This is a genomic window from uncultured Aquimarina sp. (assembly GCF_947492405.1).
In the GTDB taxonomy this organism is placed as follows: Bacteria; Bacteroidota; Bacteroidia; order Flavobacteriales; family Flavobacteriaceae; genus Aquimarina.
The window spans coordinates 362,356-387,492 of sequence record NZ_CANLMP010000006.1; the positions used below are offsets into that span (position 1 = coordinate 362,356).

25 protein-coding genes are annotated in these 25,137 nt (G+C 32.6%); 10 read left to right on the forward strand and 15 right to left on the reverse strand.

The annotated features are described in order from the left end of the window. Positions 1-6 precede the first annotated feature (6 nt). On the forward strand, positions 7-606 hold the full coding sequence (locus Q0829_RS21140; RefSeq protein ID WP_298546675.1) for a hypothetical protein: 600 nt from the start codon (positions 7-9) through the stop codon (positions 604-606). Between the two features lie 78 nt (positions 607-684). Here the strand turns inward: Q0829_RS21140 and Q0829_RS21145 are convergent, their stop codons facing one another. Together Q0829_RS21145 and Q0829_RS21150 are read right to left on the reverse strand one after the other, a co-directional pair. Further along, positions 685-1,230: a DUF1569 domain-containing protein gene (locus tag Q0829_RS21145; RefSeq protein ID WP_298546677.1), complete on the reverse strand. Its 546-nt coding sequence runs from the start codon at positions 1,228-1,230 to the stop codon at positions 685-687. Between the two features lie 24 nt (positions 1,231-1,254). Beyond that, positions 1,255-3,639, reverse strand: a complete 2,385-nt coding sequence (locus tag Q0829_RS21150) for a TonB-dependent receptor (RefSeq protein ID WP_298546679.1) — start codon at positions 3,637-3,639, stop codon at positions 1,255-1,257. A gap of 248 nt (positions 3,640-3,887) precedes the next feature. Between Q0829_RS21150 and Q0829_RS21155 the strand changes: the two genes are divergently transcribed. The 5 genes from Q0829_RS21155 (at position 3,888) to Q0829_RS21175 (ending at position 8,128) form a co-directional block, all read left to right on the forward strand. After that, on the forward strand, positions 3,888-4,964 hold the full coding sequence (locus Q0829_RS21155) for a histidine kinase (RefSeq protein WP_298546681.1): 1,077 nt from the start codon (positions 3,888-3,890) through the stop codon (positions 4,962-4,964). A 1-nt stretch (position 4,965) separates the two neighbouring features. Then, positions 4,966-5,724 (forward strand): LytTR family DNA-binding domain-containing protein, encoded by a 759-nt coding sequence (locus Q0829_RS21160; protein WP_298546683.1) that lies wholly within the window; start codon positions 4,966-4,968, stop codon positions 5,722-5,724. A gap of 23 nt (positions 5,725-5,747) precedes the next feature. After that, the gene (locus Q0829_RS21165) at positions 5,748-6,773 is read left to right on the forward strand and encodes an aldehyde reductase (protein ID WP_298546686.1); all 1,026 of its coding nucleotides are present in this window, start codon (positions 5,748-5,750) and stop codon (positions 6,771-6,773) included. A gap of 4 nt (positions 6,774-6,777) precedes the next feature. Next, complete coding sequence (locus Q0829_RS21170; RefSeq protein ID WP_298546688.1) at positions 6,778-7,410, forward strand: DUF2306 domain-containing protein; 633 nt, start codon at positions 6,778-6,780, stop codon at positions 7,408-7,410. A 247-nt stretch (positions 7,411-7,657) separates the two neighbouring features. Continuing rightward, a complete protein-coding gene (locus Q0829_RS21175; protein WP_298546690.1) occupies positions 7,658-8,128 on the forward strand; it encodes a hypothetical protein in 471 nt (156 codons plus the stop codon). On the opposite strand, the gene Q0829_RS21180 is transcribed toward Q0829_RS21175, so the two are convergent. The 4 genes from Q0829_RS21180 to Q0829_RS21195 all read right to left on the reverse strand — a co-directional run bounded on the left by Q0829_RS21180 (position 8,129) and on the right by Q0829_RS21195 (position 10,392). Next, the gene (locus Q0829_RS21180; protein ID WP_298546692.1) at positions 8,129-8,314 is read right to left on the reverse strand and encodes an Arc family DNA binding domain-containing protein; all 186 of its coding nucleotides are present in this window, start codon (positions 8,312-8,314) and stop codon (positions 8,129-8,131) included. 3 nt (positions 8,315-8,317) lie between these two features. Next, positions 8,318-9,172, reverse strand: a complete 855-nt coding sequence (locus Q0829_RS21185) for an SPFH domain-containing protein (protein ID WP_298546694.1) — start codon at positions 9,170-9,172, stop codon at positions 8,318-8,320. A 165-nt stretch (positions 9,173-9,337) separates the two neighbouring features. Then, positions 9,338-9,769, reverse strand: a complete 432-nt coding sequence (locus Q0829_RS21190) for an Hsp20/alpha crystallin family protein (protein ID WP_298546696.1) — start codon at positions 9,767-9,769, stop codon at positions 9,338-9,340. Between the two features lie 221 nt (positions 9,770-9,990). Continuing rightward, a complete protein-coding gene (locus Q0829_RS21195) occupies positions 9,991-10,392 on the reverse strand; it encodes a TerB family tellurite resistance protein (RefSeq protein ID WP_298546697.1) in 402 nt (133 codons plus the stop codon). A 101-nt stretch (positions 10,393-10,493) separates the two neighbouring features. Here Q0829_RS21195 and Q0829_RS21200 point away from each other — a divergent pair, with 101 nt between their 5' ends. Both Q0829_RS21200 and Q0829_RS21205 read left to right on the forward strand, forming a co-directional pair. Next, the gene (locus tag Q0829_RS21200) at positions 10,494-10,757 is read left to right on the forward strand and encodes a DUF1456 family protein (RefSeq protein WP_298546699.1); all 264 of its coding nucleotides are present in this window, start codon (positions 10,494-10,496) and stop codon (positions 10,755-10,757) included. An 80-nt stretch (positions 10,758-10,837) separates the two neighbouring features. Continuing rightward, positions 10,838-12,445: a class I SAM-dependent methyltransferase gene (locus Q0829_RS21205; RefSeq protein ID WP_298546701.1), complete on the forward strand. Its 1,608-nt coding sequence runs from the start codon at positions 10,838-10,840 to the stop codon at positions 12,443-12,445. 105 nt (positions 12,446-12,550) lie between these two features. Here the strand turns inward: Q0829_RS21205 and Q0829_RS21210 are convergent, their stop codons facing one another. The 8 genes from Q0829_RS21210 to Q0829_RS21245 all read right to left on the reverse strand — a co-directional run bounded on the left by Q0829_RS21210 (position 12,551) and on the right by Q0829_RS21245 (position 21,679). Continuing rightward, a complete protein-coding gene (locus tag Q0829_RS21210) occupies positions 12,551-13,063 on the reverse strand; it encodes a PAS domain-containing protein (protein WP_298546703.1) in 513 nt (170 codons plus the stop codon). 96 nt (positions 13,064-13,159) lie between these two features. Beyond that, a complete protein-coding gene (locus tag Q0829_RS21215; protein ID WP_298546705.1) occupies positions 13,160-15,631 on the reverse strand; it encodes a TonB-dependent receptor in 2,472 nt (823 codons plus the stop codon). Next, on the reverse strand, positions 15,612-16,973 hold the full coding sequence (locus tag Q0829_RS21220; protein WP_298546707.1) for an HTTM domain-containing protein: 1,362 nt from the start codon (positions 16,971-16,973) through the stop codon (positions 15,612-15,614). Before Q0829_RS21220 ends, Q0829_RS21215 begins: the two co-directional genes overlap by 20 nt. 18 nt (positions 16,974-16,991) lie before the next feature. Then, complete coding sequence (locus Q0829_RS21225) at positions 16,992-18,107, reverse strand: imelysin family protein (RefSeq protein ID WP_298546709.1); 1,116 nt, start codon at positions 18,105-18,107, stop codon at positions 16,992-16,994. A gap of 104 nt (positions 18,108-18,211) precedes the next feature. Continuing rightward, a complete protein-coding gene (locus Q0829_RS21230) occupies positions 18,212-19,450 on the reverse strand; it encodes a DUF4856 domain-containing protein (protein ID WP_298546711.1) in 1,239 nt (412 codons plus the stop codon). Positions 19,451-19,661: 211 nt separating this feature from the next. Continuing rightward, entirely contained in the window at positions 19,662-20,120 is a 459-nt protein-coding gene (locus tag Q0829_RS21235; RefSeq protein ID WP_298546714.1) for a heme-binding domain-containing protein, read from the reverse strand. 16 nt (positions 20,121-20,136) lie between these two features. Then, positions 20,137-21,003, reverse strand: coding sequence for a hydroxymethylglutaryl-CoA lyase (locus Q0829_RS21240; protein WP_298546716.1), 867 nt, complete (start codon positions 21,001-21,003; stop codon positions 20,137-20,139). A 49-nt stretch (positions 21,004-21,052) separates the two neighbouring features. Beyond that, positions 21,053-21,679 carry a LysE family translocator gene (locus Q0829_RS21245; RefSeq protein ID WP_298546718.1) on the reverse strand — a complete coding sequence of 209 codons (627 nt, stop codon included), beginning with the start codon at positions 21,677-21,679 and terminating at the stop codon, positions 21,053-21,055. A 163-nt stretch (positions 21,680-21,842) separates the two neighbouring features. Here Q0829_RS21245 and Q0829_RS21250 point away from each other — a divergent pair, with 163 nt between their 5' ends. Continuing rightward, positions 21,843-22,751 (forward strand): spondin domain-containing protein, encoded by a 909-nt coding sequence (locus Q0829_RS21250; RefSeq protein WP_298546720.1) that lies wholly within the window; start codon positions 21,843-21,845, stop codon positions 22,749-22,751. Between the two features lie 5 nt (positions 22,752-22,756). On the opposite strand, the gene Q0829_RS21255 is transcribed toward Q0829_RS21250, so the two are convergent. After that, positions 22,757-23,794: a quinone-dependent dihydroorotate dehydrogenase gene (locus Q0829_RS21255; protein ID WP_298546721.1), complete on the reverse strand. Its 1,038-nt coding sequence runs from the start codon at positions 23,792-23,794 to the stop codon at positions 22,757-22,759. Between the two features lie 100 nt (positions 23,795-23,894). Between Q0829_RS21255 and pepT the strand changes: the two genes are divergently transcribed. Beyond that, positions 23,895-25,130, forward strand: coding sequence for a peptidase T (gene pepT / locus Q0829_RS21260; RefSeq protein WP_298546723.1), 1,236 nt, complete (start codon positions 23,895-23,897; stop codon positions 25,128-25,130). Positions 25,131-25,137 lie beyond the last annotated feature (7 nt).

Here is a 25,137-nt window from a genome sequence, read left to right on the forward strand (position 1 = left end):
CACATTGTGAAATTGTTCAAGAACATATTCGAATCCTTTAGTAGAAAAATTAGAGTAGATAATTTAATTTGTGGAATTGGAGAATCTGAAATCCGCGAAAATGCAATATTCATAAGTAATTATCCTTTTGAACCATCTCTGGCATATCCGGAAAAACTAATTAAGGCATCCGAAATTGATGCTATTTGTATTGAATTTGGAGCTTCAAAAATTAAAATAAGTGATGATATTGTTTTTGTGTCAGCAGAGAAAAAAGACCAAATGAAAATATTTGCAGAAAGAAACAACATTCCGCTAATACCATATAGCTGGAATTGGGATTGGATTCTAGAACCCTATCTTGATACCGAATTCACAGAAGAAAACAATAAACTAATTACAGAACGACTCCATGAAAATGGTTTGAATACAATTGAAGTTGATGCAATCAGAAAAGAAATAGGGAAACAAATGTATCGTTATAATTTTGACACTATGTTATGGGAATGGTGTGGTTTATCTCTCTATGATGTATTGTCTGCTATGCGAGCTAAATACCGTGTCGAAGAATTTAGGGAATTTTATAAGAAAGCATTACACATCGAAAATCGTAAGAAACAAAGTTAGTTATCCTCCAAAATGAATTTCTCTATATATCCAAATACCCAATAAAGACAATCTTTAACACCGTACAAAACTTAAGTTTTATTCCTTACGTAAAATATCTTGTATGATTTTTAAGTGATGTTTCGTATGTATTTTTAGAAACCTCTTTGCCTGTTTTTTATTTAATTGACCAAAAACAGGATGAATAAAGTTTACGTTTGGATCCAAGTTGGATAAGTCCGCTAGGTTTTCTCTGGCAATCTCTAACTGAGATAATATATCTTCGGTTTTTATATCCTCTGGAGGCAATACAGATGCAGGAGATTTCCCTCTTCCTCTAGGTATATAGCCAAATGTATATGAGAAGCTACGAGCTAGACTGAAACGTTTTTCATAAACGGTAGGATCAGAACTCTTAAGGACATCATGTATTCTATTAATAACTTTTAGACTATGATCCAAGTGCCAAGCGATTGGCACCTTAGAAACATTGGTATTCGTACAGTCTCTAAACTGAATTAAATATGCAATATCATACAATTGGCTATCCATAAAACCTCTCTTACCTTCACTATTATCTCCTTGTCTATACCCCAAAAAAGCCAAGTTGCTAATAAGAGACAACGATAATAACGGTGTTCTCATTGTGTTCATTTTTAATTATTTATGTTAAAATTCAAATCTATACCCGAAATCCGGGAAAAATCCTATCTGATTTACTTCATCTATATTATTCGTCAATCTATTATAACGTCGAGCAAAAAGATTCTCATTAGTCGTTACATTCTGCAAATCCACATAAAACTGATGAGAGCGTTTCTTTTTACTACTGTTGATTTTATATCCAAACTTCACATCCCATCGAAAATATCCATCGTTTTGTTCACTAAACGCAATATCTTCTTGTAATACCTCGAAACCAGCTGCTTGTGATGCGGCTAAATCTACAGGAGTATAATACCTTCCTCCAGAAAAAGTAAGCCTGGTATCAAAAAACAATACATCTTTTTTGGTTTTTCCCATAGCAAACTCTTTTCCGGCTAACACATTGATCACATATCCATTATTAAATGGTGTATTACGCTCTATTTCATCACTACCTTCATATTTACTTTCGAATAAAGAAGTTGTCAATAATCCATAATATCCTTTACTAAAAAACCTTTCTAACGTTAGTTCGATTCCTTGATTAAATCCTGTTCCTTCATTCACTAATGAAATTCTATCATTATCAAACCCAAAGTCTGCGCCTTCAGTTAAAGACGAATAACTTGAAGGAAAAGACTCTACAGCTGCGTTATCAATATCTTGATAATACGCCTCTAACTTTGCTCGCCAACTGCTTCCTAACTTCACATCATACCCTAGCACGTAATGATTACTTCGCACAAAATCAAGATTTTTATTGGTTTGCACCAACTCCCCGTTCACTTCTTCATTTAGGAATAAGAGGGGTAATGGAACAGGTTGATGATGCAGACCATACCCAAAACTGAGACGATGGCTTGGGGATATTTTATAGTTAAGTCCAGCCCTTGGTTCTATAACGAATTGCTCATTTAATGAGCTATATTGACCATGAACTCCTGCGTTTAGAGTTAATTTTTCTGTTAACCTAAATTGTCCTTGAACAAAAGGTTGAATGATGGTTAGGTCTTCATCGATATCTCTAAACGTAAACAGATCAGGATCACCATCATTATTAAGATCAGGCTGCTCTGTTCTATCATTCAATAATGATGATACTCCAATATTTTCTAATAAAACTCCTGCTCTTAGAGTACTTTTGTTACTTAGTTTAGTATTATATAGAGTTGAAAAAGTAAATCTACTTTCTGTATTATCAGCCTCCGTATATTGTATGGTGCGTTCTTGCGGAGTATCTTTATCAATAAAACGATCTACCATAAAATCATTTCCGGTAAACGAACCTGACACAATAGTTCTTAGATAAGACCTATCGGTGATATTAATTCTATGTTTCAGACCAACAACTCCAAATCTGGACTCGACAAAAGTATTTTCATCTTCTGCTGCAAAAAGGTCATCTTCATCAATATCATCTCCCAGAAAATCGATATCGGAAAAGCCTATAATACCGAACAAAGAAAAATTACCTAGCTTACTTTTTCCTAAATCAAGATTAAAAGAAACATCGCTATAATTAGGAGCTGCCGAAGTTCCTCCGGCTCCAACACCTAATAAACCAACAAGTGAATACCTTCCTGCAACCAGAAAAGATCCATTGTTTTTTCCAATAGGACCTTCTGCCATGGCTTCTATTCCGGTAAAAATTCCGACTTGAGCAGTATATTCATAAGCATCCTTATTCCCTTTTCTAAAACCAAGATCAAAAACTCCTCCTATTGCATTCCCATATTCTGAGGGAAAAGCAGAGGTAATAAAGTCAGAGTTTTTAAGCAAATTAGGGTTTAATGCAGAAACCGGTCCTCCAGTAGTTCCTAGAGTACTATAATGGTTGGGGCTTGGGATTGGAACTCCTTCTAATCGCCATAATAATCCAGTTGGGGAATTACCACGGATCACAACATCATTCCTACTGTCGTCGGGAGCAGATACTCCTGCAAAGTTTGCTGCTAAACGACCTACATCACTTCTACCTCCAGAGAAACGAGTTACTTCTTCTAAACTAAACTGCCTGGCGGATACGGATGTTAATTTATTTATAGCTCGTGCTTTGTTAGTTTCTGAAGTTATAATAACCTCATCTAGTCGATCAAAAGCTTCTGTCAATGATACATTTACTATTGCTTCCTTACCAGATGTCACAACAACATTTGGTAATGTAATAGATTCAAAACCAATATAACTCACTCGAATTACTTGTCTTCCTAATGGAACTTTTTCCAAGGTAAAATACCCATCGAGATCCGTAATTACACCATTGACATTATCTGCATTTAACAGTTCTACAGTTGCTCCAACTAATGGAGTTTCCGATTGTTTGTCAATTACTAGTCCTTTAATAGTTCCTGTTTGGGCATTAATTACGTTAATACATAAAAGCGTAAATAAGAGAATGTATATTTTCATAATGTTGTTGATTTTACTCAAATCTGCCAACTTGATCATAATCTGACAAGACAAAATAGTAGAGCTGTTAATTTTGCTATTGAAGTGTTTAAAACCACTATTGAATCCATTTTAGTTATTGATTTTCTCCTATTTTCAGATGAAATGACTTTTACTACAATTCAACTAATATTTTAACAATTCAAGAAAATGTAACATATAACTTGGTCTGTAGTTATGTATCTTTAGCAGTACTATTTAGATTTTCTATGCTAAAAAAAAACACCATAAAAAAGTTAGGAATAAGAGTTCTCATTATTAATGTGATATACTTCTTAATAAAACTTACTATTGTACATGATGAAAAAGACAACATTTTTGATGCTCCTGGTGTTTTTTATTACTGTAGTGCTTTCTTTCTATTCATGCTTGCTTGGGAAAGTAATGACTGGCTAGTAAAAAGGCAACAATCGAAAACAGGTGGCGGGCTTGACCTAGCAGGAGGAGTTAAGGTTTTATTGATCAACCTAGCGATTTGTCTTCCTATATCGGCATTAGTATATTATTTAGCGATTTTTCAGTTAGATCAAATTTGTCAGATTGATGCGGATGACCCTTGGTTACGTTTTAGGATTGATTTTTTTAGAGCTGCCATTCTTGGTTTTGCCTTAATCATCTTCAACTTATTTTATCATTCTTTACAACAGAAAAAAGAAATAGAAAATAAGATGAACGATCTTCAGAAAGAAATAATGACTTCAAAATACAAATCTCTAAAAAACCAAATAAGCCCACATTTCTTATTTAATAGTCTGAATACATTGACTTCTCTTATGTATGAGGATAGAGATCTGGCCTCTGATTTTGTTTCGAGATTAGCTACTTGTTATCGATATATTCTGGATAATCGTGAAGAAGATCTGGTAAGTTTAGAAAAAGAATTGAACTTTTTAGATTCTTTCATCTTTATGATGAATATCAGACATGAAGAAGCACTAACCATCTCTACACATATTTCGGTTAATCCAAAAGACTTTGTTATTCCGACTCTTTCGCTACAAATGTTAGTCGAAAATGCTCTAAAACACAATTATTATTCTAAAGAAAAACCTTTAGAAATCAATATTATTTCAATCCAAAAAAATAGCCTTATTGTTCAGAATAATTTACACGTAAGAAAGCAAAAAGAAGAATCGACAAAACTCGGACTTAAAAACATAGAAAAAAGATATTCATTTTACACTAATCAAAAAGTGGTTATCGAAACCGAAAATGGGTATTTTAAAGTAACAATTCCCTTGCTTCCTAAGAATATTAAAGAAATTGCAATTGTAAAAGTATCATAAGATGACAGCAGTAATTGTAGAAGATGAAAATTTTGCGTCTAAACGACTAGCAACTCTTATTGAAGAACTAGCTCCCGAAATAAGAATAACCGGACAGATTACATCTGTAGAAAACGGCCGTCAATGGTTTGATAGTAATCCAAAACCAGATTTAATCTTTTTGGATATTCAGCTAAATGATGGTTATGGTTTTGACATTCTGGATATGTTAGAAGAACATCCTCCCGTTATTTTCACTACTGCATATAATGAATATGCTATAAGAGGATTTAAATATAATGGATTGGATTATTTACTGAAACCAATTGACAAAAATGATCTCAGAAATGCATTAAATAAATACAGAAAAACACAAGTAAACGCTGATGCTATTTTTGATGAACAAAAGTTTGAAAAAATCAAAAAATTATTTTCTAAAGAGTACAAAAAGCGATTCATGATTAAAGTCGGCAATCAGTTTAACACCTTTAGTGTAGAAGACATTGCTTATTTTAAGTCTAATGAAGGGTTGATTTTTTTACATTCTCATACTGGACAGCAATACCCTATAGAATATTCTATAGATCAATTAGAAGATATTCTGGATCCTGTTCATTTTTTTAGGATCAATAGAAAATTTATGATATCTGTAAAGTCTGTAGTTGAAATCCATAGTTATTTTAATAGTCGATTATTACTTAAACTAATGCCTAAAGAGGAAGAACAAATTATCGTTTCACGAGAGCGAACCTCTAATTTCAAAAAATGGTTGGATCTCTAAAACTATAAAAATCATTACATACCATGGAAAATAAAAAAGTATTATTAACGGGAGTTACTGGTTTTCTAGGTTCCCACACTACTATTCAATTGCTTAATAAAGGATATGAAGTTATCGGAACCTTAAGAGACATGAAAAGAGTTGATGAAATCAAGGAAGTTATTGCAAAAAATACCGATAACATTGACAAACTGGATTTTGCCGAAGCTAATTTAATGGATGAACATATATGGAATGATCTTGCAAGCGAAGTTCAGAATGTGATACATATTGCTTCTCCATTCCCTAGAGAATTACCTAAAAATGAGAATGATCTTATCGCCCCTGCAAAAAATGGTACTCTAAACATATTAAAGGCAGCCTCTAAACATGGGTTAAGAAGAATTGTCCTTACCTCTTCTTCTGGAGCTATTGTTTATGGAAAAGAGAAATCAAAGCGAAAAGGAATTTTTGATGAGAACGATTGGACAAACATCTCCAACACTAAAGACTCTACTCCTTATTTTCGAAGTAAAACAATCGCAGAAAAAGCCGCTTGGGATTTTATTAAAAATGACACAAGTGGATTAGAATTAACTACTATTTGTCCTGGAGCTATTTTAGGACCCATATTAGAAAAAGATTTTGGTACTTCTGCCAATATTGTAATTAAAACCATGGATGGAAGTTCTCCTGCTATTCCAAAAATTGGTTTTGATATGGTAGATGTTAGATCAGTTGCAGATTTACACATTAGAGCTATGGAAGCCCCTGAAGCAGCTGGAGAGCGATTTGTATGCTCTGCCGGATTCCTAACATTTGAAGAAGTAGCATCTATATTACGAAAAAAATATCCTCACAAAAAAATTCCAAAGTTTGCCTTACCTGACTTTGCGGTGCGCTTATTTTCTAATATTGATAAAACCATAAAACCCATATTAATTGATCTTGGTACGGAAAGAAAAGTTAATAACAACAAAGCTGTAAAACTTTTGGAATGGCAGCCTATCTCCGCACAAGAAGCTGTATTAGCCTGTGCAGAAAGCGTAATAAAATTAAGCTTAGCTTGATCATATGAGAAAGTCGATCAACGTACTATTCATCATACTGTGTATCCTAATTGGCTTATACCCTTTTATTTATTTTTTTATTGATCGGAAATTTGGATTATTAAGTTCTAAGAACAGTGAATTACTGGCGAATGACCTTTGGAACATTGCTTTTTATAGTCATATCATCTTGGGTGGTATTGCATTATTAATCGGTTGGGTACAATTTAATAAACACATACGCTCTAATAGATTATACTTGCATAAACTCCTTGGCAAAGCATATATTATTTCTGCTCTGATCAGCGGAATTACAGGAATTTATATTGCTTTATTTGCTACTGGCAGCATCATAGCTTCTTTGGGGTTTATAATACTCGGAGTCATATGGATGTATACTACTTCTAAAGCATATCTGAATGCAATACAGGGAAAAATTTATAAACATCAAATATTAATGTACTATAGTTATTCGGTTTGTTTTGCAGCAGTTACTTTAAGAATTTGGTTACCGATTCTTTCTGCCTTACTAGGAGATTTTATAATTGCTTATAGAATTGTCGCTTGGTTATGCTGGATTCCTAATCTTGTGGTTGCGCATTATTTGATAAACGTGATCAAACTAGACCAGACAACCTCTACAGTAATTAAAAATTAGCCAAAAATTATTTTAAAACTCTCATTTTCTTAAGGTTTTTCTTGAATTCAAGTCAAATCATGAAGGGAAAATCTCACAAAATTTTCAAGTGATAATTGAGGTGAATTTTATATTAATTTCTTACTTTCGTAACCTCACACATCTTATTTAGATCACAATTAAAGATAACATACTTCATTTGATCTAGATTCATCTCATAGTATTAGGGCTTAAAACTTATTTATGAATACTATAAAGTACGCCCTAAATGAAACTAATTTTACTATCAATATTTACTAGTGTATTTGCAATAGGTACACCAAAAACAAGATCAGAAGGTACCGTGGATGGTATTTTCATCACTTCTACAGATCCTATATCTGGTAGAACCCTAATGATTGAAGAAGATGAATACTCTGTATGGGTATATGTATTGAATCTTGATAAACAAGGAATTGATTTTGATGGTTTTCTTTGTTCGGTTGTAGATCCTGAATCTATTACGATTAGTCCAAAAGAAGCTACTAAAAATGGTAATGCTCCTCCTTTAACGACCAATTTTTCAAATAAATATAGTTATATTAAAAATTTGAAATCTAAAGACATAAAAGTCTATTGGAAACAAAATAGAATAGAGATAAAACTAAAAAAAGAAACGTATCTTATTATGGATTTAGACTCTAAAACCAGTTATTCTAAGGCACTTTCTACTGATTGTTATTACGGAAATAAATTATAATTATTTTTCTTCCGAACTGTTATCATCTCTATTTTTTGATTTTAATCGTTTAGCATCTTTAAGGCTTTTATGAATCATCCATTCTAGTTGTCCATTAACGCTACGGAACTCATCATCTGCCCATTTTTCGATTAACTTAAAAGTTTCTGGGGATATTCTAAGAACAAATGATTTTTTCTTACTCATAAATTATGAATGTAATGTTCCTGTATTAATAACAGGAGTTGCCTCCTTATCACCACACAACACCACCATTAAATTACTTACCATAGATGCTTTTTTATCATCATCAAAATCTATAATTTTATCTTCTGATAACTGAATCAAAGCGTCTTCTACCATCCCCACCGCTCCTTCTACTATCTTTTTACGCGCAGCAACTATAGCTACGGCTTGCTGTCTCTTTAACATTGAACTGGCTATCTCCGGAGCATAAGCTAAATATCCTATTCTAGCTTCCATAACCTCTATTCCGGCTATCAATAATCGCTCAGTAATTTCATTTTCCAAAGCCTCATTTACTTCATCCATACCAGATAGTAATGTTACTTCAACTTCACCTTCAGCAAAGTTATCATATGGATAAGAACCTGCTAATTTTCTTACTGCAGCATCTGTTTGTACTCTTACAAAATCTTCATAATGATCCACATCAAATGCCGCTTTATAAGTATCACTTACTTTCCACACCAAAATTACATTAATCAAAATCGGATTACCAATTTTATCATTCACTTTTACTCGTTCACTATAAAAGTTCCTCGCTCTTAAAGAAATTCTTTGTTTTGTATAAAATGGATTAGCCCAAAAGAATCCATTTTCCTTAACAGTTCCTTTATATGCTCCAAATAGGACCATTACCTTCGAACTATTCGGATTGACTATAAAGAAACCTTTAATCAGTAAGATTATAACGAGTATAGAAATCAAAAATAAAGGGTTTTTACTAATCACAAAACCAAAAATCGCACCTCCTATTACTAATAACAGTATAAGCATCATTAGATAACCATTACCAGCTTTCAAGTTTTTTTCTTTTTTCATAATAATATCATTTTGATATCACAATAATACAAAAAAAAACGTGAATTATAATAATTTACAGAAAATTAATATGAAATTATACACAACTAAAACTTCTTTTAAAACACAAAAACGCCTTCCATTTCTGAAAGACGTTTTCGCAACATTAACTAACTAAAAATCAACTTATGAAATCTCTATCAATCTCTTAGGTTGTACTTTTGCCTCCTCTTTTTTAGGAAGTTTTACTGATAAAATCCCATTATCATAAGAAGCCAAAATATCAACAATATTTACAGTATCTGGTAAGGTAAATGAACGCTTAAACGTACTGTAACCAAACTCTTTTCTAGTGTAACTATCTTTTTCTTCGGTAGTTTCTTTCTTAACTTCAGAAGAAATTGTTAATACATCATTATCTAATTCTATATTAAAATCCTCTTTTACCAATCCTGGTGCGGCTAGTTGGATTACAAAATCATTGTCAGATTCTTTTACATTTACAGCAGGTGTATTAAAACCAATTTTTTGCCCATTACTAGTTCCACCGAACCAATCCGTATTAAGAATATCATCAAGAATAAAGGGTAATCTGTCTGTTCTTTTTACTAAACTCATTTTATTATATTTTTTAAGTTATTCTATATTTTAAATTCAATGAGTATATAGCAATTAGAATTCCATTACCACTTTTAAGACATTTTGTCACTTTTGAATAATCCAAAAACGCCATTTTGTCACTTTATTCTTTTTTTAAATAACAAAAGCACATAAAACAACTACCCCTCAAGATTTACTTGGGGGGTAGTTGTTTAGAGTATTCTTAATACTTATACAGTTTAGTTATAAAATCTAGAGAAAATCGTAATCAATTCCTTTGGTGGAATTACTTTATTAGGATAGTTATGCATTTCTTTTAAAACAGTATCTATAGCCTCCGATCGTAGCCCCATATGCAATCCCATTTCTCGAATTTTATGAATTTCTGTTTGGGTCGTTTCTTGATCTACATTCATCAACAAAACCAATCTATGAAACTGTAATATTCTTTGTGATTCTGGTTGAAGGTTTTTCTTCTCAGCATTGTTACGCACTAAATAACCAATCTCTTCTTCTGTTATTTCTAATTGAGAAGCTACTGCTAAAATAAAATTATACTCCTCATCTTTTATTTTCTTATCAGCTTTGGCGAATTCTATCATTTCCGACAACAAGCTCAATTTCTCTTCCTTACTATACATTATGAAATTTTAAGTACACAAATATCTTATAAACATATTTCTTATGGAACATAATCGATATTTTTTTCTTTTGAACTCATTTAAAAAAGTACCTTTGTCTTATGGGATTAACGAATAATGATATTTTCAAGAAACTACGAGTAGCTCACAAATTACGTGATGACGATATTGTAAAAATCTGCTCGTTAGTAGATTTTAAAGTCACTAAAAGTGAACTTGGAGCTATTTTCAGAAACGAAAATCACCCTAAATACATGGAATGTGGTGATCAAATCCTTCGTAATTTCTTAAATGGACTTGTAATCCACTTAAGAGGACCTATGCCTCCCAAAAAAGATAAACCATCTGGAAATAAGAAAGTATAGCATTATCATCTTCTAAAATAAATGCTTAATTTGGATGGAGATATTGAACAGTATCTCTACGAACATCCAATTAAGAATTTATGCTCACAAAACAGGAAAAACAAGTATTCCGAGAAGAACTATTTAGACATTTAGACGGAATTACTGTCGCACCAGTAGCGTATTCTTTATTTAAAAAGAAAGTTACTGATTATATAGTCTTACATAAAACCGCAACTGTATCAAAAATTGCGGAAGAATTTAAGGGAAATGAAGGATATCTAAATGTAGGACTACGAATGCTATCCTCACAAGGGTGGTTAGATTATAAAATTGAAAAAAATACACCTATTGTTTCCACAAATCAATTTACGGAAACAGCTTTTAATCATTTTCATTTATATGAAGGCGTTATTGATCTTCTTGAGTATTCTGGTAAATTCCATAGAAGAAAATTCGAATTAGAACCTTTTCAAAAGTTAGAAAAACTATTTCAATTTTATCAGAATAGACTGGAATTACCTATTTCTAAAGATCAACTAACAAATACTATTCAACACCAAATCCTTAAACATGTAGAAGGTATTCTGGTAGGACCCACCATCGTTCGTCTTGGAATGGGCGGAATGTTCCACAAATATTTTATGGAAGCATCTTTTAGCGCTGATGAATATCATCGCTTTCCAGAGAGTTTCGACACCATCCTCTCCTTCTTAAGTTATTTAGGATGGTTTCTTAAAAATAAAGAAAACTATACATTTACTAATAAAGGACTATTTTTTGCCAAAAGAGCAACTGCATACGGAGTAACAGTATCCTATATCCCTATGTTCAGACAGATGGATTCTTTGTTATTTGGTGATCCCAAAGTGTTATGGAATCCTGCGCATCATACCGATGAAATTCATGTAGATCGTGAAATGAATGTATGGGGAAGTGGTGGCGCCCACACTACTTATTTCAAAAAAATTGATGAGATCATCATCAGTTTGTTTAATAAACCACTAGATGAACAACCTAAAGGAATATTGGACATGGGATGCGGAAATGGTGCTTTTTTGATCCATCTTTTTGAGATTATAGCATCCAAAACATTGAGAGGAAAGCATCTGGACGACTATCCTTTATTTTTAGTTGGTGCAGATTACAATAAAGCTGCTCTTAAAGTTACCAGAGCCAATTTGATTCAGGCTGATATATGGGCCAAAGTAATCTGGGGTGATATTAGCGACCCCGATCTTCTGGAAAAAGACTTAAAAGAAAACTATAAAATTACGTTACGAGATCTTTTATCGGTAAGAACTTTTCTAGATCATAATAGAATCTGGAATGAACCTACAGCTGCACTGGACGCACCTAGCAACTCTACCGGAGCATTTGCCTTTAGAGGAAAGTTATTACATAATGATGATGTAGAACGCAATCTAAAAGATCATTTTAAAAAATGGGCTCCGCATATCTCAAAATTCGGATTAATTGTTATAGAATTACACACTATTCCACCTCATATCGTTGCTAAAAACATAGGTCGCACAGCTGCTACCGCTTATGACGCTACTCATGGATTCTCTGACCAGTACATTTTAGAAATAAATTCTTTTCTTAAGATTATTAAAGAAGTGGGATTAGAAAGCAACCCAAATTATTTCTCTAAATTCCCTAATTCTGATTTAGCAACAGTTAGTATTAATTACATCAAGGGAAAATAACACAAAACGGATGTTTAGTAGTTCTTTCACCTAACAAAAGAAAATATTTATCAGTCTCAAAAACTTAAGTGATAAAAAAGTAAAATATATTTCAAATAGAAAATTCTATGCTGCTTGCTCAAAAGCTATGTAATTGACAAGTCTACCTCGTTTATCACGTACAGGAAAACCTTTGATATGGCATAAATAAGTGGATTTATCTTTTTTATAATTAACAATAGAAACTTCAAACGGTTCTTGTTTATCTATTGCTGCTCTTATAACTTTGGATACCTTGGGATCAGTTTGTTTACCCTGAAACATTTTAGGGGAGTTACCTATTACTTCTTCAGAGGTATAACCGCTCATTTTTTCTATGTTATGAGTAGCATATACTATTTCAAGGTTAGGGTTAGTTACAACTATAACAGATTGCTTATTTACTAACTCGTCATGAAAAACATTATCAAAATCCCACTTTTTAGTGATTTTGCTCAAAGAATCAAGGTCTTTCTTAAAACTATTAAAAAACCAGTTATGTTCTCCATAAAACTCCCAGGAAGAAAGTGGCAAAACAAGTGCTGAACTAGCATTATAATATTCTGCCATCATATTATCATAACCCTCAAACTCTTTCATAATGTGTGTTTTGAACAAATTTATAGATTAAAACCAAAACTATAGATTGAACAAAAGTTAATTATACAAGTAAACAAAAGTTAAATCTTTTACAAACTACCACTTAAATTGCAAAGTAGCATACCAGGTTAAAGGATCAGAAGGAATAATTCCTGGTCCTGGATACCCTGTTGCTCTTTGTGTAAAATAGCTTTCATCCAAAAGATTATTTATTCCTGTTTCCAGTTTAAACCTTTTATAAGTATAGGATAATGATAAATCTAAAATTGAATAAGAAGGTATCTCTCCTATAATACCATTTCTATTATCTCCATCTAATGCTACAGCAGCATTAGAAACATCTGTAAATTGCTCAGAAAGATATGTATACTGTATGCTTGCTAATAAGTTTTTATAACCAAATTTCAGACCTGTTTTCAGGTTAACTTCTGGTATAAATTCTACTTTATTTCCTTTCACTCCAGAAAGATCAGATGATGTATATTCTGAAGCAGTAAATGAAGTATTAGCAAACAAATTTAATCTATAGTTTTCATTATCTACTGATAATGTATTCAGGACATTCCAATCCACAAAACTTTCTACTCCATATATAAATGCATCTCCAATATTCCCTCTTACTCGTTCGGCCCTATCATTAAACACAATACCAATTCTATCATCGTACACTAACCCAAAGACGCTTATATCATAAGACAACATATTGTTCAACCTACCACGCACTCCAATATCAGCAGTAAACCCTTCTTCATCTCCTATATCTGGATCAACCCTAAATGTAGGACTCACAACTCTAATATCACTAAAAGTGATAGATCTATAATTCTGTGAAACATTAGCGTACGCTTCTAAAGAGTTGCTAATTTTATAGCTCGATCCAATTCCGAAAAGGAAAAAAGACCGATCCAATTCTCTATTATCTGTCTCTATGCTATTAGCAATAGGGTTACCCGCATTGTCAAACACTACATCATTAAAAGTCCCTTCACTTTCTGTCTTAATATATTCAAATCTAAATCCAGGAGTAACCGAAAATTTATCAGATAATTTAAAAATATTCTCTCCAAAAACAGCTAGGTTAACATTAGGGAAATCAAAAGAAGACTGATTTGGGTAATCAGGAAAAGCTTCATCTTGAAAATTAAAATCTGGTCCTGACCCAATACCTCCCGACCCTTGTCTTGAATCATTAGAAGCTTTATAATATTTCGATCCAATAAGAAAAACCGATTCTTCATCCAATAATTGATATCTAGTTAATAGCCTTGCTTCTGCACCCCAGTTCCTAAAATTATCAACAATAAGATCCCTTGAGTTTACAAAATTGCCAGACCCATCAATTTCGTCTACATCTGTAATAGGATTAGTATTTAAACTTCCTGGAACACCTCTAAAACCTACCGCAGATCTCGAAGCATCCAATCCGAATAAATTAAGACTAAAATCAGTCTTGTCAGAAAACTCGTGTTCTAGTTTTAATGAAAATAATTTCCAGTTTACATCAAACCAATTTCTGGTTCTATTACTAAAAGTAGGATCTATATTAAATTGCGTATCTGTTAACCCTCCTGGTTGTTTCGCTAAATAATCTAAATAGGTAAATTCTCCTATCAACTTTGTTCTATCGGATAACTGATATCCCAAATGGAAATAAGCATTCTTAGAATCAAATTCGGAATTAGGTCTAAATCCATCTCCTTTTTTATAATTAAAATAAGTATAATAACTAAACTTACCAATGGTACCACCTAAACTATTGAAACTGGTAAAAAGGTTATAAGATCCTAATGTTTGACGAGAAACCAATTCTATTTTTTTATTTGGATTTGGTCTCTTCATTTTAAAGTTTAACAACCCTCCGAATTGTGTTCCATATTGTAAAGAAGCTGCTCCACGAACTACTTGTATTTCTTCAATCGCTTCTGCGGGTGGTGTATAATAACTTTCTGGGTATCCTAACACATCAGCACTGATATCATAACCATTCTGACGCGTATTGAAATTTGCAGTACGATTCGGATCCAGTCCTCTCCCTCCAATATTAAGCTGTAATCCTCCACTACTATTTTCATAAATGTTTAACCCAGCTACTTGTGCGTAAATCTGCCTTGTATTATTAGAAGCTAAATTACCCTGAACATTACTCAGCAATACTACTTCACTTTTCTTTCCGGCATAAATTGCTGTTCCTTCTACAGGCTTTAGTTGTTTAAGACCAAACACCTTTTCCCTTCGCTGAGTCACAATTACTTCTGATAGCTCTTCTCCCAAAAGATTTAAAACAAGCTTAATCTCTGTATCCTTACCAATAATAATCTCTTGTTCTAAAATCTCATAATCAAAACTAAAAACTGAAAGAAGGTATGAACCTTCTACTAGCTCCGTAAACTCAAAACTTCCGTCTACTTTTGTTATTGTTTGTTCTCCAGTAGTTCTATTATAAACCTCTGCGCCTTGAACAGGTTGATCACTTTGGTTTTTTACAACTCCATTAATCGTATACTGCGCTGAAACGACAGTAGTTATCAATAAAAAAAAGACAACTACATTACAATCCCTTAATCTCATCTTTAAATGGAATAATCCACGTTTTATGTTTAAATGACTCTTTTTGCTTTCCCAGATCCACATTAGGATCTATATATTTACTACTTAATCTCCCATTAAGCGCTACATGACTTTCTACAAATACTTGTATGTTTTTATGCCCTTGATTTTCGAAATGTGTTTTAAGATAATGTGCATACTCCAATATAAAATCAGGTTGCGTAGCCATCTGTTTTTGTTGAAAAGGAGTTAGAAAATCATCATTATTCACATAAAATCTTTTTCCGGTTCCTGCATCTACAATTTTAAAATTAGCATATCCTGCTTTTTCCATTAACATTACTCGCCAAGAAAAACGATACCCTTCTTCTGTCCAAAATAATTCTCCTGGATACAACATATATCGAAACGGCAAAAATACTTGAATTACAAAAAACAACCCCAATACTGATGTCATAATTTTGGTTTTAGTTTGCTGGAAAATCAATACCTTATTTGTATCAAAATTTGTTTTATTTATGCCAGATACTTTAGAAATAAATTGTAATATTTTATGATGAATACTACTATCAAAAAATATTAATGCTCCAACAATCATGATATAAGGAAACATACCTATTGGAAAAAGCACTCTGGTTAGAACATGAAACACAACCACCATTATAAAACCAAAAACTCTAGTCTTTCTATACAACAATAAAAACGGAATCGTTAAGTCATAAATAGCACCTGTATAACTAAAAGCATAATGCACCCATTCTTGTTGCATTAAATCTCCTATTAGCGATATGTCATATTTAGAAGGTAACCAAATTTTTAATGGCATTGCTTTTAACAACCAATCTGAATTTAACTTCGCTAAACCTGCATAGAAATAAACAATTCCTAATAATAATTTTACAGCATCAATTGTCCATCTTGGTACTTTATAAAAAGACCTACTCTTTATTTTTGCATCTAATGAATAGTAAGCATTAGCTGGTAAAAAAATAAATAAAAAACTCAGAATACTAATAAAATAATAATGATTGAGATATGTAGTTTTATCCATTAATTCTATGTAGGTAAAGCTTAGAAAAAATGTTATAATAGCTATTCTGTATTTATATCCAATAGCTACAAATACTGAAGAAATACCACATAAAGCAAAAATTAAATAGGTGTAAACACCAATAGGTTTAATAAAATCAAAACCATAATAGGAAAAGAAAAAAGTAGGTTTAACATATAGTTTTTCTATCCATCCATAACTCCAAAAACGAACAATACTAATCAACATCATTAAACCAAAAAAAATACGAAAGACTGCAAGTGGTGCAGTCTCCGTATTTTTTTTAAAATATTCCTTTAAATGATGATTCATATAATGCTGAAAACAAATTTAATCTCCATCTGCATCGACAAAATCAACATTCACCGATATAGCCTGAAGCATATCTACCTTCAGAAAAACCACATTTTTTTGAAGTTCATCATAAGTATTCAGCATCAAGTTATTGTTAGTTCGAACCTGTACAGAAAAATCATCGTTTAAATTACCTGCTGTAGTTCTTGCTACATTAAATTGATTATTAATTAAGGTACTTAAATCTTCCCCATTCTTAATAGTATTGAGAAAATCAAGATATGTCTTTAAACTTTCACCTGTAGCACTGCTGCTGAAATGTTTCCCATTAAAGAAATCTTGTAAAGCATCAAGATTAGCATTAAACAGTGTTTTTGATACATCACCTTTATAGAACGCCTCTACTTTATCATCTAAAGTAGTTCCGGAAAACACACCTGCAGGAATACCTATCTTACCCGCTCGTAAATGTTTTTCATAATGAAAGATAAAATCATTTACTAATTTATCTAATGAACTCGTTACCGAAGAACCACTATTGTTCACAAAAGAATCTCTATAACCTCCTGTCCAATCATTCAACACCTCTGATGTTAAGTCGTCCATTCTGGTGACAAGATCTATTAGATAAGTTTCATAGCCATCACCATTGGTAGCATCTGTATAAAAACCAACAATAGTAGCATCAGAATCAGATAAACCATTAATTAGATAGTCTAATGCTCCAAAACCCTGCTCATCTTGCTGAGAAACTGAAGTAAGATCATAAGCCTCTGAAGAAATATTAGTTTCTATATTGGTAGCATTAACAGGATATACATTCATAAAATTTCTGAAAGATATATCCTCGGCTTTACCTATTTCAAACATACTAACAGACTGCCAAGACACAAATGCTGTTAACCAAGCTTGTCTTAAAGAAACTAAATTCGCTTCATCGGTAGTAGTAACAAAATCAGAAGTAGCTGTTTTTAAAGCAGCCATATCCATTGAAAAATTTTGATATGCTGGAATAACAATATTATCAGCAATATTTTCAAGCATTGCTTTTCTATCAAAATTATCAGTTGTTCCTGCACCATCATCATTTGATGAACAGGCAGCTACAACAAGAACCAAAACAATTACTGTTAAAAACCCAAACTTCCTCATCTTATTTTTATTTATTCTTAATAAAGTTTTGCAAATGTAAAAAAAGAGGTGGAAACCTTATAATTTACCACCTCTTTTTTTTATCATTTTACGTTTTGTTTAGTCTAGTTAGGAGTGACACTGCCTGCTTCCGTAACAGTAAAATTAAATTTATCAGCAATAGTTTCAGAAATTGATTGTAATGTCGCTGGAGTCACATCCCATAAACCATTAGTTCCTCCCATTAACTGATCAATCAATGCTTGCACTTCAGTTCTTGTAAAGTACGGAGCATTACTATCCGATCTTCTTGTAAACTGTAAACTGTAGATAAACCCGTATCCTTCTGACAAATCATGAAAAGCACTTGCATAGTCGATTGTAGTTTCTTCTAAGCTATTTTTACCTTGTTGTAAATAATACACTGCTCTTATTGCGATGATTTCGGAAATCTTTTCTCTAATAATAGTTGCTTGTTGATCACGTATTGTATAGTTTTTAGCTACAATAGCCGCTCTACCCAATTTAAATGCATTGTAAATATCATCTGCAATACCAGCAAAATCAGCATCCTCTTCTACTCTACCAATATATTTATTTAGAAAACTATCATCATCTCCAATTGTAGGGTTAGGATTTGCTGGATTTACTGAAGCACCGTATAAATACCCATAAGCTTCATCCCATTTGTGCTCCATAGTAGTATATGGCTTCCCATCTGCTACAACTCCATCATTATTATTAGCTACGTTATCAGCTTCATCAAGAACAGCAGTTCCTAAATAGTTGTTTAATGCCTGATCAGTCATTAAAGCGCCTATCAAACTTTTTGCAAAAGCTTGATTATACTCTAAACCATTAGCATTTAAATATCTATCGGATCCTCCTCCAGCTTCTTGCAGAAATCCTGGGTTACCAGCTGTAGCAGTTATAGCCCAGTTAGGAAAAACCTCATCAACCTGTCCTTTTATCCAAGAATCAAAATCTGATTTTATCGCAGCTGCATCCGTAGCATTTGTAGAGAAAAAATCTCTACTAGCTGCAGTTTTGCTTCGTACACTTTTATCAGAAGAATTTAAATCGGCATCTTCGAAATCATCGACATTTTCTTGATGATCAAACATAGCATCAATAATAGCTTCAGTACTTGTATTATCCGTAAATTCACTAATAATGACTTCTGCCATTGCTATCCTCGTAGTTTGACCACTAAAACTTACTGTACTTTCTCCGTCACGTAGAAATTCATATGTAGCGGGAGCTTCTACCTGAACAATTGGTGCTGCATCATCATCTGAAGAACATGAACTTAAAATAATAGTTCCTGATATGTATATAACATTGATTAGATTTTTTACCTTCATTGCTTTGTTTTATTTAGACTTAATATAAATAGTTTTTGATTTCGAATGCAAATATATGTATCAAAACATATTTTACAAACTTTATTTATACTAAATCTAAATAAACATTAAATTTAACAATTAGGTAACCCCATTACTCCAGAAGAAAAGTATTTCTAAAAAACACATCTACAACAGAATAGAACACTTATAGAATCATTTACTACAAGTATTATTTAGAAGTATGTTTTTTTCTAAGCTCTTTTGTCCAATTGATAAGCAGTTCCATCTCTTCTTTTTCTAAATCCCCATGAATCCATGTATAAGAGGAAAGTGGCATTTCTCCTTCCTCTACTTCTTCAATTAACTCTTCTAACTTATGATCTTTCTTTTTATTCGAATATTGTTCCCAATCAGAGACATTAAAATGCTCCTTCCCTTCCTCTACATGATGGGATAACCAATAAGATACTGGCGCTATTTCTGCATACCAAGGATAAATCGTTTGATTACTATGACAATCATAACAGTTACTTTTTAATATCTCTTTGATTTCAGGAGAAGGGTTTGTTTCTTTTTCAAAATAAGCAACAGATTCATAACCTGATTCATTCTTATCCGGTCTAATAAATTGAATAATTACTACTACTAACAATAATAACAATCCTACTTTCTTTAATATGCTTTTCATTTTATTAATCTATCTATTAGTGATACTTACTAAATATTTTGGTAGCTTCATTATGAGCTGATTCAAAACTCATCATTTTTATATTAGTATCTGCTTTTGCAGTTGTGAAATATGAGAGCATACGCTCAGTTGGCATATTACCGGTCAACTCATCTTTTGCCATTGGACATCCACCAAATCCTTGTATTGCTCCATCAAATCTTCTGCAACCCGCTTTATAAGCTGCATCCACTTTTTCATGCCAACTTGTGGGTGTTGTATGCAAGTGCGCTCCGAATTCTATATCGGGATACTTAGGAATCAGATTAGCATATAAATATTCTATAATCTCAGGATTGGATGTCCCAACAGTATCAGAAAGTGATAAAATCTTCACTCCCATAGTACTTAATTTCTCTGTCCAATCACCTACAATCTCCACATCCCAAGGGTCTCCATAAGGATTACCAAAACCCATGGAGAGATATGCCACCACTTCTTTATTTGATCTATCCGCAATGTTGAGAATTTCTTGCAAAGTTTCTACAGATTCTGCGATTGTCTTGTGCGTATTACGCATCTGGAAATTCTCTGAAATTGAAAAAGGATATCCTAAATAGTCAATTTCTTTGTGCTGTGCCGCATCATTAGCTCCACGAACATTGGCTATAATCGCTAATAATTTACTTTCTGTCGTAGACAAATCTAACCTGGATAACACTTCTGCAGTATCAACCATCTGCGGAATCGCTTTAGGAGACACAAAACTACCGAAGTCTATTGTATCAAATCCGCAACGCAAAAGCGATTGGATATATTGAACTTTTTTTTCGGTTGGAATAAAATCCTTAATGCCTTGCATGGCATCTCTTGGACATTCAATAATTTTTACTTTTTCGGCCATCTATGAGCTTTGGTCTGAAAGAAATTTAATTAAGAGTATAAAAATATGATTATTTTTCAGAAAAAAGGATAAAAATTCCGATTCCGATAAAGACTATAATTTGTAACCATTTTAGAAGCACTCCTACTTTAGAGTTTTTTCTTACATAATCAGAAATATATCCAGCCATCACCGCTATTAAGCCAAAAACAAAAAATGAAACTACTATAAATAAAAATCCTAAAATATAGAACTGGGTTACATTACTCAATTCATTACTAAATAAAAACCCTGGAAAAAAAGCTAAAAAGAATATGGACACTTTAGGATTTAATACATTCATAATAAATCCTTGTCTAAACAATTGCCCCAAACTCTTTTTTTCTACATTACCTCCAGTTAATTGTATCTCTGCATTGCTTCTCCACACCTTATAAGCTAAAAAGAATAGATATAAAGCTCCTAAAAGTTTTATGATAAAAAATAATAATTCGCTTTGCTGAATAATTACAGATATTCCAAAAGCAACCAAGGTAGTATGCACTAAACAACCAGACATTAAACCTGCTATTGTAGCCAGACTATACTTTTTTCCATTAACAATACTCTGCATTAACACAAAAATATTATCCGGTCCTGGAGAAATTGATAAAGCAGTGGTAGCAATTACAAAAGTGTATAAAATTTCAAAATTCATTTGTACTTTTTGTAAGGTTTAGTATAAATAACCGACAGCTCAAAAGTATGCATATCATTTTAAAAACAGTTTAGATATAAATTATTATTAAATAATTAGGGTTATTATGCTTTCAACTGTTTAAAATATGTAATGTAAATCGAAATAACCAACAACCACACAAATGAAAAAGCTTATTCTAAAAACTACACTATTATTTCTTTCATTCGCCACATTCGGTCAAACAACAGCTACATACGATATTATTTTTACAAGTAATTGGGAAGCTCACGGTTCATTACCAGGTGGAGCTCATTTTACTGAACTAGTGGGTGCAGCACACAATGGTAATGTTACTTTTCTTGAAATGGATGGTTTAGCCACTGCTGGCATAAAACAAGTTGCAGAAACCGGTGCTTTCAGCATTTTTAACTCAGAAGTTACAGATGCAATAAACGCTAATAATGCCGATCAATTTATTGAAGGACCTAGTTTATTTTTTACTGGATCTGGTAGAACTATAACCATAAGCGATATTACTATAAACTCTGACTACCCTTTAATTAGTCTTGCTTCAATGATCGCTCCAAGTCCTGACTGGATGATTGCAGTAAATAGTGTTTCTCTATTAGATAATGGAGGACAATGGATCCCGGAAGTCACACTAGATCTCCACGCTTATGACGCCGGAACTGAAAATGGGACAGGCTATAGTTTAAGTAATCCAGCAACGGTTCCTCAAGAGACTATATCAAGTTTAGAAGGAATTGCTCCTTTTTCTTCTGAAAAAATCGGAACTCTTGTTTTTACACAAAAACGACTTAGCATACAAGATTTTGATAGTCTAGAGGATACCATTACAATTTCTCCTAATCCTAGCCATGGCAACATATCCATATCATCTTCAAAAACTGCTAATGTAGAAGAAATTCAAATCTATAATGTTTTAGGAAAGCAAGTTAGACGTTATGATTTTAAAAAAAGTAATACCAACATTAACTTAGATCTCACTAATCTTAATTCTGGAATTTATTTAGTTAGACTTCACACAAATCTTGGGAAAACTGAAACTCAAAAAATTATTTTGCGATAGTTTATTTATAATCCTTTTTTGATAACTGCTTTATTAATATCCTTAATCAACTTTGGCCCTTCATAAATAAAACCGGTATATAATTGTACCAAACTTGCTCCTGCTTCTAATTTTTCTATAGCATCAGCTGCAGAATGAATACCTCCTACTCCTATGATAGGAAAAGCTTTATTGCTTTTTTCTGATAAATACTTAATAACTGTTGTACTTCTATTTTTTATAGGTTGACCGCTCAAACCTCCATTACCTATAGCATCTAACTGTTCTTTTGAAGCCTTTAAACCTTCTCTAAACGTGGAAGTATTACTAGCGATAACACCATCTAGTTTGGTTTCATTAACTAATTCTATAATTTCATCAAGTTGACTATTATTCAAATCCGGTGCGATTTTTAACACAATAGGTTTTTGTGTATTATTTGCATTATTCACCTTTTGTACAGCTCCTATCAACTCTAACAAATAATCTTTATCATTTAACTTAGCATGACTACTAACATTGGGACAGCTAACATTAAGGACAAAATAATCTACATAAGGATGTAAAGCCTTAAAACACTCTAAGTAATCTCTGGTATAATCTTCTGGAGCGGTATCCGTATTTTTTCCAATATTACCTCCAATAATAAGTTTTCCTTTGTTTTTCTTTAGTTGTTGAATTGCGGCTTCCAGACCTTCATTATTAAATCCCATTCTATTAATAATCGCCCTATCTTCTTTAAGTCTAAACAATCTTTTTTTAGGATTTCCTTCTTGTCCTCTTGGGGTTACTGTACCAATTTCGATAAAACCAAAACCAAAGTTTCCCAGCTCATTATACAGTATTGCATTTTTATCAAATCCTGCAGCAAGTCCAACCGGATTCTTAAATTTTAATCCAAAAACCTCACGCTCCAATACTGGATTTCTTACAAGGTATAAACTTCTAAAAATTGATGAGATAAAAGGAATTTTAGACAGAACCCTAATCATCTTAAACGTGAAGTGATGCACTGTTTCAGGATCATATTTGAATAAAATTGGACGGACAAGTGATTTATACATTGAAAGATTCTTTTGCTGTGCAAAAATAAGTCTTAAGAGGTTCTAATAAAAGTCTATGAATGTGTATTTTTGAAATCTTCAGGATTAAAAACACACCGCTATGATTCCAAAAAAACACATTATTGACAGATTCATAAGTTATGTAACTATAGATACGGAAAGTGACCCTAATAGCGACACAACTCCTAGTTCTATGAAACAATGGGATCTGGCTAATAAATTAGTAGAAGAGTTAAAATCGATTGGTCTAGAAGAAGTTACTATTGATGAAAATGCTTACATCATGGCAACATTACCTTCTAATGTAACTCATGATGTGCCAACAATCGGTTTTATTTCGCATTTTGACACAACTCCTGATTTTACCGGAGCAAATGTGAATCCGCAAATTATTGAATCTTATGATGGAAAAGATATCGTTCTGAATAAAGAAAATAATATTGTATTGTCTCCAGATTATTTTGAAGACCTAAAATTATATAAAGGACAGACATTAATCACTACAGACGGAACCACACTTCTTGGAGCAGATGATAAGGCGGGTATTGCTGAGATTATTTCGGCTATGGAATACCTCATCCAACATCCAGAAATCAAGCACGGAAAAATTCGTATTGGTTTTACTCCAGATGAAGAAATAGGAAGAGGAGCCCATAAGTTTAATGTAAAAAAGTTCGGAGCCGAGTGGGCTTACACTATGGATGGTAGTCAAATTGGTGAGCTGGAATATGAAAACTTCAATGCAGCGGGTGCTGTGGTTACTGTAAAAGGTAAAATTGTACATCCAGGATATGCCAAAGGAAAAATGATCAATAGTATGTATATCGCTCAGGATTTCATCAATTCTTTACCAAGATTAGAAACTCCAGAACACACTAGTGATCGCGAAGGCTTTTTTCATTTACATAATATGACTGGAGAGGTTGAAGAAACTAAACTAGAGTACATTATCAGAGATCACGATAAAAAGCATTTTGAAGCTCGTAAAGAGATGATGATTAAGCTTACAAGTGAACTGAACAAACAGTACGGGAAAGACACTGTTACCACTGTAATTAACGATCAGTACTACAATATGAGAGAAAAGGTAGAGCCTGTAATGCATATTGTAGATATTGCAGAAGAAGCCATGAAAGCGTTAGGTATTACCCCGCTTATTAAACCAATTCGTGGTGGTACAGATGGATCGCAATTAAGCTATATGGGACTACCCTGTCCTAATATTTTTGCAGGTGGACATAATTTTCATGGAAGGTATGAATACGTGCCCGTAGAAAGCATGATTAAAGCGACAGAAGTAATCGTAAAAATAGCGGAATTAACTGCAAATAGATAAATCTGTA